At 43.2% G+C, this 12,443-nt stretch carries 15 protein-coding genes, 1 pseudogene and 1 riboswitch; of the genes and pseudogenes, 6 read left to right on the top strand and 10 right to left on the bottom strand.

Annotation, left to right across the window (positions count from 1 at the left end; all coding sequences use genetic code 11):
* The 4 genes and pseudogenes from QZZ55_RS14560 to QZZ55_RS14545 all read left to right on the top strand — a co-directional run.
* Positions 1–300 (top strand): annotated as a pseudogene (locus QZZ55_RS14560) (D-hexose-6-phosphate mutarotase); the annotation flags it as partial.
* A 104-nt stretch (positions 301–404) separates the two neighbouring features.
* The gene (locus tag QZZ55_RS14555; protein WP_293268084.1) at positions 405–671 is read left to right on the top strand and encodes a DUF5062 family protein; all 267 of its coding nucleotides are present in this window, start codon (positions 405–407) and stop codon (positions 669–671) included.
* Positions 672–707: 36 nt separating this feature from the next.
* Complete coding sequence (locus QZZ55_RS14550; RefSeq protein ID WP_293268082.1) at positions 708–1,037, top strand: sigma factor-like helix-turn-helix DNA-binding protein; 330 nt, start codon at positions 708–710, stop codon at positions 1,035–1,037.
* Between the two features lie 193 nt (positions 1,038–1,230).
* The gene (locus QZZ55_RS14545) at positions 1,231–1,764 is read left to right on the top strand and encodes a nucleoside 2-deoxyribosyltransferase (RefSeq protein WP_293268080.1); all 534 of its coding nucleotides are present in this window, start codon (positions 1,231–1,233) and stop codon (positions 1,762–1,764) included.
* A 50-nt stretch (positions 1,765–1,814) separates the two neighbouring features.
* On the opposite strand, the gene QZZ55_RS14540 is transcribed toward QZZ55_RS14545, so the two are convergent.
* The 8 genes from QZZ55_RS14540 to QZZ55_RS14505 all read right to left on the bottom strand — a co-directional run bounded on the left by QZZ55_RS14540 (position 1,815) and on the right by QZZ55_RS14505 (position 9,641).
* Positions 1,815–2,039: a hypothetical protein gene (locus tag QZZ55_RS14540; protein ID WP_293268079.1), complete on the bottom strand. Its 225-nt coding sequence runs from the start codon at positions 2,037–2,039 to the stop codon at positions 1,815–1,817.
* A 58-nt stretch (positions 2,040–2,097) separates the two neighbouring features.
* The gene (thiC, locus tag QZZ55_RS14535; protein ID WP_293268078.1) at positions 2,098–3,975 is read right to left on the bottom strand and encodes a phosphomethylpyrimidine synthase ThiC; all 1,878 of its coding nucleotides are present in this window, start codon (positions 3,973–3,975) and stop codon (positions 2,098–2,100) included.
* A 38-nt stretch (positions 3,976–4,013) separates the two neighbouring features.
* The gene (gene thiD / locus QZZ55_RS14530) at positions 4,014–4,850 is read right to left on the bottom strand and encodes a bifunctional hydroxymethylpyrimidine kinase/phosphomethylpyrimidine kinase (protein ID WP_293268076.1); all 837 of its coding nucleotides are present in this window, start codon (positions 4,848–4,850) and stop codon (positions 4,014–4,016) included.
* Positions 4,839–4,933: riboswitch (TPP riboswitch) on the bottom strand. (Overlaps the previous gene by 12 nt.)
* A 372-nt stretch (positions 4,934–5,305) precedes the next feature.
* Positions 5,306–6,322: an MJ1255/VC2487 family glycosyltransferase gene (locus QZZ55_RS14525; protein ID WP_293268074.1), complete on the bottom strand. Its 1,017-nt coding sequence runs from the start codon at positions 6,320–6,322 to the stop codon at positions 5,306–5,308.
* Positions 6,319–6,846: a phosphatase PAP2 family protein gene (locus tag QZZ55_RS14520; protein WP_293268073.1), complete on the bottom strand. Its 528-nt coding sequence runs from the start codon at positions 6,844–6,846 to the stop codon at positions 6,319–6,321. Before QZZ55_RS14520 ends, QZZ55_RS14525 begins: the two co-directional genes overlap by 4 nt.
* Before the next feature lie 106 nt (positions 6,847–6,952).
* Positions 6,953–7,891, bottom strand: a complete 939-nt coding sequence (locus QZZ55_RS14515; RefSeq protein ID WP_293268072.1) for an alpha/beta fold hydrolase — start codon at positions 7,889–7,891, stop codon at positions 6,953–6,955.
* A gap of 9 nt (positions 7,892–7,900) precedes the next feature.
* Complete coding sequence (gene mutM / locus QZZ55_RS14510; protein ID WP_293268071.1) at positions 7,901–8,713, bottom strand: bifunctional DNA-formamidopyrimidine glycosylase/DNA-(apurinic or apyrimidinic site) lyase; 813 nt, start codon at positions 8,711–8,713, stop codon at positions 7,901–7,903.
* 37 nt (positions 8,714–8,750) lie between these two features.
* Positions 8,751–9,641 carry a DMT family transporter gene (locus tag QZZ55_RS14505; protein WP_293268069.1) on the bottom strand — a complete coding sequence of 297 codons (891 nt, stop codon included), beginning with the start codon at positions 9,639–9,641 and terminating at the stop codon, positions 8,751–8,753.
* A 150-nt stretch (positions 9,642–9,791) separates the two neighbouring features.
* Here QZZ55_RS14505 and QZZ55_RS14500 point away from each other — a divergent pair, with 150 nt between their 5' ends.
* The gene (locus QZZ55_RS14500) at positions 9,792–11,225 is read left to right on the top strand and encodes a PLP-dependent aminotransferase family protein (RefSeq protein ID WP_293268068.1); all 1,434 of its coding nucleotides are present in this window, start codon (positions 9,792–9,794) and stop codon (positions 11,223–11,225) included.
* Between the two features lie 26 nt (positions 11,226–11,251).
* Here the strand turns inward: QZZ55_RS14500 and rpmG are convergent, their stop codons facing one another.
* Both rpmG and rpmB read right to left on the bottom strand, forming a co-directional pair.
* A complete protein-coding gene (gene rpmG, locus QZZ55_RS14495; RefSeq protein ID WP_028470634.1) occupies positions 11,252–11,422 on the bottom strand; it encodes a 50S ribosomal protein L33 in 171 nt (56 codons plus the stop codon).
* An 11-nt stretch (positions 11,423–11,433) separates the two neighbouring features.
* On the bottom strand, positions 11,434–11,670 hold the full coding sequence (rpmB, locus tag QZZ55_RS14490; RefSeq protein ID WP_293268067.1) for a 50S ribosomal protein L28: 237 nt from the start codon (positions 11,668–11,670) through the stop codon (positions 11,434–11,436).
* A 396-nt stretch (positions 11,671–12,066) separates the two neighbouring features.
* Between rpmB and QZZ55_RS14485 the strand changes: the two genes are divergently transcribed.
* A partial coding sequence (locus tag QZZ55_RS14485) for a hemerythrin domain-containing protein (protein ID WP_293268066.1) occupies positions 12,067–12,443 on the top strand: 377 nt, incomplete at its 3' end.

The following is a 12,443-nucleotide window of genomic DNA, read 5'->3' as shown; positions in this document are numbered from 1 at the left end:
CAGCAAGGCAGTATAAATTTTTGCATGGAAACTGATCGTATTTACATGCTGAGAGATAACACACCACTGACCACAACAACGCCTCAGCATATATTATTACTCAATCAATTTAACAGTCGCTCAACTGTTATCTGGAATCCATGGATAGAAAAAAGCAAACGAATCAGCCAGTTTTCCCCTGCTGATTTTAATTCCATGTTTTGCATCGAAACGGCTAATGTTCTTGAAGATGCTGTTACACTGAAACCTAATGAGACTCACCAAATAGGCATGCAACTATCCATAGAGCCTCAAGATTAAAGACTTTAAATACAAGCTCATGAAAACTACTAATTGTTTTCGGCGCAAATGCCAAATTAAGCCATATATCTCGATATATGCATATTTTTCAAAGAGGAATAGCAATGAAAATGAAACCCAAACAGGAAGCTCAACTGCTTAAAGAAGCGTTACGTATCGGCGAAGTCTATATGAAAAACCGTGGTCTCAACGAGTTTAAGCCTACAGACAGCAGCAGCGTAAAAGTCACACAACTTTATCATTTACTGACACAAGATAAACTCATCGCTCCACTTGCAAAAGATCAAGAAGATGAGCCTCACATGAAGCATAAACTAGCACTGTGGATTGCTAAACAATTACCAGAAGGCCACCCTTTAAAAAGCGATTAAAGAGCAGCTCCACTTGTCACGAAGGTTCTAATATCTATGCCAGCGTCAGCTTTACCCTATGCATCTCAATTTGAAGCGCTACGCCCTAAATTAATAGCTTTTGCTTTATTAAGCCACTGGAAAAACCCAGAAGACCTGCATTTAAGAAGTAACTTTTGGGAAACTTTTGATTTTTGTCTACTACATCTGCCAATCAACACTGCACGCGTCTTTGCTTTACGTGAGTTCATGGACCTTGATACTGCAGAAATATGTGATTGCTTGGATATTTCAGAGCAAAATTGTTGGACCATATTGCATCGTGCCCGCCTAAAATTACGCAGCTGCCTTGAAAGAGGCTGGTTTCTTAAGGAGGGCACTACGTGAGTTCATGTAAAAAAGCTTCTTTTTTGATGTCAAAACAGCTCGATACCTCTTTAAGCATACTCGAGAAAGCAATGCTGACACTCCATATAGCAATATGTAACAACTGCAAACGCTGCAACCAGCAAATGCACTCCATCCACTCTCTATGCCAAAAGCGCCACACCGAAAATCTCAATCACGAGAACCCTCTCACATGATCAGATACATTTACTTAGCAGGCCCTGATGTTTTCAGACCAACAGCCAAAGCACTCGGTGCTGCAAAGAAAAAACTTTGTAGCGAGTTTGGTTACAGCGGTTTATTCCCACTGGACAACGAACTCAACCTTGAGCACTTAGCGCCTTTCAACGCCGGCATTGAAATTTACCACGCCAATATTGCACTGATGAACCAAGCAGACTGCATCATTGCCAACATGACACCCTTTCGAGGCGCTGGCATGGACCAAGGCACCGCATTTGAAATGGGTTATATGGCCGCTCAGCAAAAACCTGTGTGGGGTTATACGCTGTCAAAGAAAAATTACGCAGAGCGTATCAATCAGCCACTCTGCGGGGAGGATGAACACGGTCAGATGGTTGAGCAATTTGATATGAGTGATAATTTGATGATGGTAGGTAGCACAACACCTAAAGGAGGCCTAATTAAACTATCGGGAAAAGATCTAGATGATGAATCGCATCTTGATGCCTTTCGCCGCGTGCTAGAAGCAATATCACAACCGTAAATGGGTATTCACTCTATTGCAGTGTGAATACCATCGCCTACATACCCGTTTTACTTGTTTTTGTTCTTTTGTGCTTCAATATACTTTTCATCCAGAGCACCATACTGCCTCTGGTAAGCATCAGGATCTGACCGCCACAACCGATACAATTTTCGATCATTACTAGCCAAAGGCGGCGGCTGCTCCTTTCGTCTTCTCAGTGCCTGAAGGGTGACAGGCACAAAAGCAAACAACACGAGAAAAGCAACCGCAACATACTTCAGTTCTTCTGACATAAGAGATCTTCATAGGTTATCAACATCCCTGTAAGACTAACCGAAAGAGCCTCTCAGGTTAAACTTTATGGTAAATTTCAGCGCCGGTGTCTTTAAATTCCTGAGACTTCTCTTGCATCCCTTTATCAGCAGCGGCTTTTATTGCCTCAATCTGAGCGGCATCAAGATCTCTTACTTCCTGAGAAATCTTCATTGAGCAGAATTTAGGTCCACACATTGAACAAAAATGAGCTACTTTTGACGACTCTTTTGGTAAGGTTTCATCGTGATATGCACGCGCAGTATCAGGGTCCAGACCAATATTAAACTGATCTTCCCAACGGAACTCAAAGCGTGCTTTAGACATAGCATTATCACGTATTTGCGCACCCGGATGACCTTTCGCCAAATCAGCAGCATGCGCCGCAATTTTGTAAGTGATAATACCCGTTTTAACGTCATCTTTGTTCGGTAAACCAAGATGCTCTTTTGGCGTCACATAGCACAGCATCGCACAACCATACCAACCAATCATAGCGGCACCGATACCTGACGTAATATGGTCATAGCCCGGCGCAATATCTGTCGTCAAAGGACCAAGAGTATAGAAAGGTGCTTCATGACACTCGGTCAGCTGCTTATCCATATTTTCTTTGATCATATGCATGGGTACATGACCCGGCCCTTCGATCATTACCTGCACATCATGCTTCCACGCAATTTTTGTCAATTCGCCTAGCGTTTCAAGCTCAGCAAACTGTGCTTCATCGTTAGCATCATAGACAGACCCAGGACGTAAGCCATCACCCAACGAGAATGACACATCATAGGCTTTACAGATTTCACAGATATCTTCAAAGTGCGTGTAAAGGAAGCTTTCTTCATGATGTGCTAAGCACCATTTCGCCATGATGGAGCCACCGCGAGAAACAATACCCGTCATACGTTTAGCGGTCATTGGTACATAACGCAACAAAACACCGGCATGGATAGTGAAGTAATCCACACCCTGCTCTGCTTGCTCGATCAATGTATCTCGAAATACTTCCCAATTCAGGTCTTCTGCAACACCGTTTACTTTTTCTAATGCTTGGTAAATAGGCACAGTACCAATCGGAACAGGGGAATTGCGCAAGATCCACTCACGTGTTTCATGAATATTCTTACCTGTAGACAGGTCCATAATGGTATCGGAACCCCAGCGAGTCCCCCACGTCATTTTCGCTACTTCTTCCTCAATAGAGGAAGTCACTGCAGAGTTACCAATATTACCGTTAATCTTTACCAGAAAGTTACGGCCAATAATCATTGGCTCTGATTCAGGGTGATTAATATTAGCGGGAATGATAGCGCGTCCTTCAGCGACTTCTGTACGGACAAACTCAGGCGTAATTTCGTCCGGCAAGTTAGCACCAAAACTAAAACCAGGATGCTGTTGCGCAACGATATTGCCTTCAGCTTTGGACTTAGCTAATTTCATATTTTCGCGTATAGCAATGTATTCCATCTCAGGCGTTACTATCCCTTTGCGAGCATAGTGCAGCTGCGTTACATTCATGCCAGCTTTAGCACGCGATGGCTTGCGAGTTAACTCAAAACGCAGTTCATCCAAACGTAAATCAACTTCACGTGCACGACCGTATTCAGATGATAATGCGGTTAACTGCTCAGTATCGTTACGTTCATCAATCCAGCCTGCACGTAATGCGTCCAAGCCTTTTCTTACATCAATGTTTGCTTCAGGGTCGGTATAAGGACCCGATGTATCATATACATACAACGGATCATTCTTTTCGCCACCCATACCTGTTGGCGTATCATCCAGCGAAATCTCACGCATCGGCACACGAATATCAGGGCGGCTCCCTTCGATATACACCTTACGAGACTGAGGGAACGGCTGCACAGAGGCATGATCTACACTGGCATTTTGGCTTAGTAATTTATTATTAGACATAATTCACCCTACTTAGAACTGAACTCTGAAAAACAGCCTTAGCTAGTTTTATCCCAGAGCAACGAGAAATGATGCAGAGGGCCGTATCCGGCCCCTACCGCTAAGGTATCCGCAGCTGAAATTGCTGCACTTATATAATTTTTTGCTTCTTTAACAGACTGCTCAACACTTAATCCTTTTGCGAGCCCGGCAGCGACCGCTGAAGACAGCGTACAACCCGTACCATGTGTATTTTTTGTCTTGAAGCGCTCATTCTTAAATTCAAATACCTGCTCACCATTAGAAAGCAGATCTATCGCGTAATTATCTACAGGTAAGTGCCCACCTTTGAGTAACACCCAAGGAACACCCAGTTCATGAAGTGGCTCCAGAATTTGATACATCTCTTGAATAGATTGAGGTTCAGGCAGGCCTGTTAATACAGCAGCTTCAGGCAGGTTCGGCGTCAAGACAGTAGCCAACGGAAAAAGGCGATTTTTCAATAATGAAATAGCATCCGGCTGCAATAATGCATTACCACTTTTTGACACCATGACAGGATCGATCACCAACGAATTTACGGGGAACTCATTCAATGTCAAAGCAATCGCATCAATGATTAGAGCATCACCCAGCATGCCTATTTTTAAAGCAGAAACATCTAAGTCTTCCAGTACAGCACGTAGTTGTGCAGTAACAATGTCGCAAGGAATGGAATGTATAGCCGAAATACCCAGTGTATTTTGCGCTGTTACTGCCGTGATGACAGAAGCAGCATACACCTGGAGGGCGGAGAACGTTTTAATGTCAGCTTGTATACCTGCACCACCACCGCTATCTGAACCGGCAATGGTTAACGCTACAGGCACAGCTGTTGAAGAGCTATGATTGTACATCTCGATTCCTACGCCAGTACTAGCTGGATCAGGTTCAGCGGGTTTTCTCTCAGCCTCAGTACAAGGCACCCCGACAAGATAAAAATGAGTCTAAGCGGTTAGTCTCTCACTGTCCACCCCTTAGATAATGAATCAACATTCAATAATTTGATGCTAAAAATAGGACTTTTTCCTATATAAAATCTGGGCCAACTCTCCATAATAACAACGGTGGATCTCCTGTTCATGGAACGAATTCAAGGATGGCCAAGACAGCGGAAAGGACACAAGGTAGTTAACAGCACGGAAGCCTTTCAACCGCACGGACAATGGAAGCCAGAGAGTAAGCTTTGTAAAGGAATTACAAAGCTTACTCACCTTTTTTAGCCACTTCATCTTTAGTTAGAACATTCATTACACGCTATCCTTAGTGTTCAATCACAATATTTAAATTCTAATACTTACTCGTTTCTTGTCTAAGACCACATCTGCTTAACAACTTGGTCCAATGGCTGTTGACACTTCCCCCCTATCCACTCAGAAAGCATTGCCGCAACATTTGGAAATGTCTTTGGCAAAGGACTATCTAGCTGGAGCCAAGCTTCTATTACATCAGCATCCAACTCCTTAATAATAGTTGCCGCTCCTAATGACTTCAGGATATGCGCGTTGGATTGTTGTTCAATTTGGCCCCTCATTGGCTTACTAAGAAACTTTTTCCCATATTGCATAGCTTCACTCGCCAACCCAAAACCACAATTAGAAATAACGCCTTCACACATTGATAAGTCTTTTTCAAAGCAATCTCTGCTCAATGGGCTAAATTGAACATTACCCCGTACATACGCTTTATCAATTTTACTATAAACCCGAAATTCATAATCTGGGAAAGCACTAAACCAATAGAACAAAGCATCATTTATCTCGTAAGGCATGTATACCAAGATCATTCTATGCGTGGGGCTCGAAGGAAACCTAGCAGGGCTAATTAACGGAGGTGCTATCAAAGAGTCAAATGAGGCCCAATGAATGCCCACAGCTTGCTTTACTGGAGCGAACAACTTTATCCCCGGCCTCACAAGCTTAGAGCGATAACCATCGGGTAACGCATGTAAAAAAGCATATTGATGCGCAATCCCCATACTGGCTTTATTCGCCAACTTTGCAGCCCAAGCTGTCACAGGCTCAAAATCAGAAACCACCAAGTCATAATGGGAAAGGTCTAATGCCCTGACATCACGATATAGCTGAACCAAGTTATTATTGAGCAGCGTTTTAATCGGCAATACTTTTGCCCCATCCCCCATGCAAAAGGTCAAACCTCGCCTAACTTGGTAACCACCAAAGCATGCCATATCAAATAAGTCAGCCCTAGGCCTGCCACTAAAAAGATAGTCCACATCAACACCAACGTCAGCCAGGGCCGGCGCCATAACCCTAGCACGAGCAATATGACCATTACCCGTTGCTTGCACCCCATATAAAACCTTCATCCTCCCCAAAGCTCTACACACAACTTGCCACAAATAACACCGACTATAGCTCCCGCCACGATATCTGCGGGATAATGAACGCCCAATACAACTCTAGAAATACCTATTAACATCGCCGTAAAATACGCGAAAAGTGCCACAACCGGATACACATGCGCCAACACTGAAGCAAAAACAAAAGCAGCTGCGGCATGACCAGAAGGAAATCCAAACTTATCTAAGGGAGTCACTACAGATTCAAGACCTAATCGCTGACAAGGACGATCACGTCGAATAACATTTTTAAGAAGAAGATAAAGAGGAAGCTCTATAACAAAAGCCAACAATCCTAAACGTAGAAAAGAAGCACCATATAGCGGTTCAAAAGTAGCTAATAAACCGCCCAAAAAGAGGTAAAGCGCCCCGTCACCCAGTCGAGAAATATAACGGCTAAGTGCTGTCACTCCAGCATGCATTCGCCGCCGATCTTGGAACCAGTAAAACAACGATGTATCAAAAGCGGTAATCACTTGAATAGATAGCATAACTCAGCCCCATAAGCGGATACGACAATAATAATTATCGCTCCGTATCAATGGTGCTTTTGTTACATCAAAGTGAAGTTTTTATGACAAAACTGAGCAATGACTCTCACGCCAATTTTGAGCCCTGAGCTTTTTGTAAAGAATTTAACCACTCAGTAACACGAGCAATCAATAGTTCTGGCTCATACCAAGGCAGCATGTGCCCTCCAGGAATTTCAATTAGCTCAAAAGGGTGGGCCAGCGTTTCAACTAAACGCTTTGAATACCCCAAAGACATAACGTCATCATCCGCTCCATGTAAAATAGCTGCATGGAAATCAAACACTTGCGACTTCACCTTTGAACGCCACGAGTACAAGCTAGAAAGCGTACTGAGAGGATAATCAAAAATCATCAGGTGATCATGATTAAACTCTTTCGCTGCCGGATGCCCTGCCAGTAATTGTTCATAGTCTACTAACGACTTCAGCGGCAACTTCATACTAGGAAACATCTGCGCCATTCCCCACGTCCACTGCCATCCCAATTGATGCATAGTATCTGGTGGAATTTCAGGAATTAACAAAGTACCACACATAACCCCTTGTATCCGACTATCTCGTTCTGCAGCAGCAACGGCCAAGAGTGAGCCAATAGAATAACCAAACAAATAAACGGGACCCGTGAAGCGCTCTTCAAGTCTATCAATTAAATCGCTGACCGATTCAACCACGCCCTCAACGGTATAATGCCCTCTCTTACCTCCGGAATAGCCATGCCCAGGATAATCCATACCCACGGTATGAAAACCACTTTCGGCAAAGCGACCAAGAATATCTGCATAGAGTTCAGAATACGTGCCAATACCAGGCAAAAATACCAGAACAGGCGCACCCTCTTTATCAGCTTCATAAAGCTCACAGTGCACCGAGAGCTCGCCCACTCGTAGGCATTCACGTTTAGACAGGTGATGATGAATATCTAGTTTATCTCTTAAGCGCCCCCTGTGCTCTTCAACTACGCAACCCTTGCGATTATTGCTGGTGTTGATTCCGGCTATCGACACTCTATATTCCTATCGCTGACAATCATTACAGAACACCGTACTACGCTGCCCTAAACGCACTTCACTCAAAATGCGACCGCACGCTAAACAAGGCTCCCCACCTCGCCCATAAACATTCAAAGATTGCTGAAAATATCCAGGCTTTCCGTCACTATCGACAAAATCTTTAAGAGTTGTACCGCCTTGCTGAATAGCTGAGGACAGTACACTTTTGATTCGCTGAGCTAGCAATACTAAGCGCTTTTCAGAAATTCGACCCGCTGACTTTCGAGGATCAATACCTGCTTGAAAAAGTGCTTCGTTGGCATAAATATTCCCAACACCAACAACCACTTTACTATTCATGATGAACTGCTTAATAGTAACAGATCTCCCCCTACATTGTTGATGCAAATAACATCCATCAAACTGTTCCGATAGAGGCTCTGGCCCTAAAGAAGCTATTCGCTCATGTGTTTGCCCTTTGGGCTGCCATAAAATAGCACCGAATCGACGCGGGTCTGTATAGCGTAGTAAGACACCATGACTAAACTGAATATCAACATGATCATGTTTCAAGGCAGAGCGCTCATCAGAGATAACACGCAAACTGCCCGACATTCCTAAGTGAATGAGAATAGAACCAAGGTCCGTGTTAAGAAGGATATATTTTCCCCGACGAACTACTTTCTTTATAGACAGGCCTTCAAGCTCACGTAGCTCTTGCTCAGGCACCGGCCATCTCAGCTGAGGTTGTCGTATGACAACCCCCGAAATTTTCCGACCTATTACATGTGGCTCAATACCACTTCTCGTTGTTTCTACTTCCGGCAACTCTGGCACAATAATTCTTTCCAATTGTGTTATGTAGCGTGATAACTCAGAGCTTTTTCTGAGGAGCTTTCAGTACAAGATACACACCAAACACAGTAATACATATTCCCACTAGTGATAACACACCTAGAGCTTCATCAAAGAGTAACCATGCCTCAACAACCGTAACCGGGGGTACAAGATAGAAATAACTAGCAACTCTGGCAGACTCCCCTTCACGAATCATATACATTAACAACAAAACAGCAGACACAGACAAACCAAATACCAACCAGCCAAGCGCCATTATCAGGTCAAATGACCACACTACCTCACGTGTTTCTATACTAAACGCCAGTAGCCCCATCCATACAGCAGTTGCCAAGTATTGAAAAAAAGATCCTGCCATTAAATCCACGCCAGCACCAAAACGCTTCTGATACAGAGTACCAATAGAGATACCCAGCAAAGCAATAATAGATGCAGCCATAGCTTCTGGCCTTAATGACCAATTACCTAAATCCTTCCCGCCAGTGAGCACCAAAGAAACACCCACCAAGCCCAAGATCAACCCCAATACTTGCAAGCTTGCCAATGACTGCTTAAACCAAATACGCCCAATAAGGGCGGTAAGCAAAGGCTGCAAGCCAACTACGATAGCAACTATACCTGCTGGCATATCCCACTTAATTGCTGCAAAGACTCCCCCCAAATAAGCTGCATGGACTAGCGAGCCAGAAACCATCTGATGAAAACCTTGCCTACCCGTAGGTATTTTTGATTTGAAAATAGCTATTAACACCATGAATACGGCTAGTGTCAGCAGCATTCTTATAAACAGCATATTAAAAGGCTCTATGTAAGGCAGCCCATATTTAGCTCCAATAAACCCTGTGCTCCACAGCAATACAAAGATAAATGGGATAAAAGGGATAAGTTTAGTACGTAGCGCAAGCATTTAGGTGCCCCTTCGATGAGGTATAAACAACATTTAGGAGGTAGACTACGGAGAAGTAGCTGATTAAAAAAGAGACAACCCTACGATAAAAAATAGGGTACAGTCACAAAAAATGATAAATAATATTCTGTTATATATAAAACTGTACCCATGAAAATTTATGAAAAAGTCATTCATCACATTGAGCACCAGCTAAGATCCGGCTCACTTCAGGCTTACGACCTTCTCCCCTCGGTCAGAAACCTGTCACAAACATTAAATGTCAGCAAAAACAGTGTTATTCGTGCCTATTTAGCACTCGAGCAAACCGGAACAATCCTTGCGCACCCAAGAAAGGGATTCTCCGTTAAACCTGATACTGAATACGACCAACCTCAACCACCCTCACCCCAAAAAATAATTCGTGGCGCAACCTCATTAGACATTATTGGCTCAGCCCAGCGCCAAGCTGATGTTGTCTTTGGCAGCGCCAATCCAGATACACGCTTCAAAGGCCGCCAAGAGTTCTACAAGCAATTAAATAAATTAGTCCGCTCTGAAATAAAGTCCCCGGCAATCCACAGGCATTACCAAGCACCACCGGGCGATCCACAGCTCAGACAGCAAATAGCAAAAAAAACACATAGCGGTCACGCGGAACTCAATCCTGACGAGATAATAATTACCAATGGCGCCCAAGAAGCAATCTCACTCGCGCTACGCAGCATTACCCAACCTGGCGACATTATCGCCACTGAGTCACCTTGTTTTTATGGCATTCTTCAATGCATCGAAGCACTAGGCTTACAGGTCGTTGAAATACCTTCTCATGCCCCTGATGGCATCGATTTAGACCAGCTATCCAGTATTTTAGAACGCTGGGAAATAAAAGCCGTGTTACTCAACCCTCATGCGAACAACCCGCTTGGCTTTAATATGCCAGACAACATGAAATCATCTTTAATAGCCCTAGCGAAAACACATAATCTAGCCATCATTGAGGATGATGTGTTTGGTGCGCTAATTCCTACTTCGCAACGACAAAGAACACTTAAATCAATGGATACAGAAGGACGCGTCATTTTATGCAGCTCCCTTTCTAAAATCCTTGATTCAGATATCCGGCTCGGCTGGGTTGTACCCGGGCAGTATTTTGATCAAGTGAATTATCTTAAATATGTTACCACTCTCGCTACATCAGGCCTGATGCAACATGCTGCTGCCTTGTGGATGGAATCAGCTAATTTCAATCGCCATATAAAGCAACTTCAAAACCATTACAAGCAACGTAAAATATTATTCATTGAGTCACTAAAAACATACCTCCCTATAGAAGCTCACATTAATTGCCCAGATAGCGGATTTCTTTGCTGGGTGGCCCTCCCTCCTCATATCAACGGCGACACTTTGTTTACGCGCATGAAAAGCGAAGGAATCAGCATCACACCCGGAAGTCTGTTTGGTACAGCACAACAATTCCAACACTGTATTCGCCTCAACTTCAGCACATTCGACAATTCGGCGAAACAATTGAGAGCATTAGCTCGCCTAGGTGAAGTCATTTCGGAGGAAATTAATTTACAGGCACAAAAAAGCCCGGCGTAACCGGGCTTTTTAAGAGACTATAATCGTTATTTGATTTTAGCTTCTTTGTACATAACGTGCTGACGAACTACAGGATCAAATTTTTTGATCTCGAACTTCTCTGGCATGTTACGTTTGTTTTTATCAGTTGTGTAGAAATGACCTGTGCCTGCAGAAGAAACCAGACGGATCTTTTCACGATTACCTTTAGCTGCCATCGTCTAGCTCCTTATACCTTTTCGCCACGTGCACGTACTTCAACAAGTACGGCATCAATGCCTTTTTTATCGATAATACGCATGCCTTTAGCAGTTACACGTAAACGAACAAATTTATTCTCACTTTCTACCCAAAAACGATGCCAATGCAGGTTTGGTAAAAAACGACGACGCGTTTTGCGTTGTGAGTGAGAAACATTATTTCCTGTTACTGGGCGCTTGCCAGTAACCATACAAACTTTAGCCATTATCAAAGCCTCAAATTACATTATTAACTTCTATTTCGGATGTCTATTGGCTGCTTCACAGATACTGTGTATATAAGCAAACCTCAGGCGGAGCGTTCAATAACCGAACTGAATCCCGTACCAAGCACGAATAGAAGGGGGCGAATTATATAGATAATACACACTAAATACCATTAAGATTCTACAAATAAAGCTGCGTTTTAGCTAAAAACAGAGAAAGTAGCGCTTCAATAGAGAAACATTAAAAAAAAGTGATACATTATCCAAAGACTTATAAGAATTTTCGTATAACGTTGATATTCGTCATATATACGTATACCAAACCCTTTTAATATTAGATGATACAGAATTCCAACCTTGGAATCCGTAGCCATTCAATGCAAACAGGATAATCCAATGGATAACAATAATATTAAGGTAACAGGTAATGATGATCCATTGATGGATTTTTCAAACTGTCACGTTGGCATCATTAAGAACTTCGAGCAACTGCGTGCATTAGCAAAAACTACTATCAGCGAGCCAATATCACCTGAGATAAAACAAACAGCAGCCAAGCTATACAGCTTCTTTCATGAAGTCGTGCTCAAGCATCATAAAGAAGAAGAAGACGAGCTATTCAATGTTGTGATTGATTGCGCCAGACGAGGCGAAGAAACCATCCAATCAAAAACAATGATTAAGCAATTAACAAACGAACACCGTATGCTTGAACAGCAGTGGAAATTGATCGAACCTGATATCAAACAATTGGCGAAAGGTAAGTTTGTAAT

The organism is Neptunomonas sp., assembly GCF_016744175.1.
GTDB lineage: Bacteria > Pseudomonadota > Gammaproteobacteria > Pseudomonadales > Balneatricaceae > Neptunomonas.
Note: the sequence above shows the minus strand (reverse complement) of the source record. Positions and strands in the feature narration are given on the sequence as shown.